Source organism: Candidatus Protofrankia californiensis (genome assembly GCF_900634765.1).
Taxonomy (GTDB): Bacteria; Actinomycetota; Actinomycetes; order Frankiales; family Frankiaceae; genus Protofrankia; species Protofrankia californiensis.
Window position 1 is genome coordinate 8,879 of the sequence record NZ_CAAAFT010000197.1, and the last position, 712, is coordinate 9,590.

The following is a 712-nucleotide window of genomic DNA, read 5'->3' on the forward strand; positions in this document are numbered from 1 at the left end:
CCGCGGGTACGGTGCGGCTCGTCGACGAGGCCGGCACCGTGGTCCTGGAGCAGGCGGCCGCCGCCGGCGACATCTTCCGCGCATGCCAGGCCAAGGACGCGCCGATCAGGGACTGGGTGAAGCTCGCCGTCACCCGCGCCCGGGCCACCGGCGACCCGGCGGTGTTCTGGCTTGACGAGAACCGCGCTCACGACGCGAAGCTGATCGAGAAGCTCAAGGCGTACCTGCCCGAGCACGACACCCAGGGACTGCGGATCGAGATCCTGGCGCCGGTCGACGCGATCGCGTTCTCCCTGGAGCGGATCCGCCGCGGCGAGAACACGATCTCGGTCACCGGCAACGTGCTGCGCGACTACCTGACCGACCTGTTCCCGATCCTCGAGCTCGGCACCAGCGCCAAGATGCTCTCGGTCGTCCCGCTGATGAACGGCGGCGGCCTGTTCGAGACCGGCGCCGGCGGCTCCGCGCCCAAGCACGTCCAGCAGCTGCTCAAGGAGAACTACCTGCGCTGGGACAGCCTGGGCGAGTTCCTCGCGCTGGCGGTCAGCTTCGAGCACCTCGCGCAGACGACGGGCAACGCACGCGCCCAGGTGCTCGCCGACACCCTCGACCGCGCGACCGCCACCTTCCTCAACGAGGACAAGTCGCCCAGCCGCCGCCTGGGCGGCATCGACAACCGCGGCAGCCACTTCTATCTGGCGCTCTACTGGGC

General features: G+C 70.2%; 1 protein-coding gene. It reads left to right on the top strand.

Translation table 11 applies throughout. The annotated features are described in order from the left end of the window. A partial coding sequence (locus DD1DGNOD_RS29240; RefSeq protein WP_241255642.1) for an NADP-dependent isocitrate dehydrogenase occupies positions 1-712 on the top strand: 712 nt, incomplete at both ends.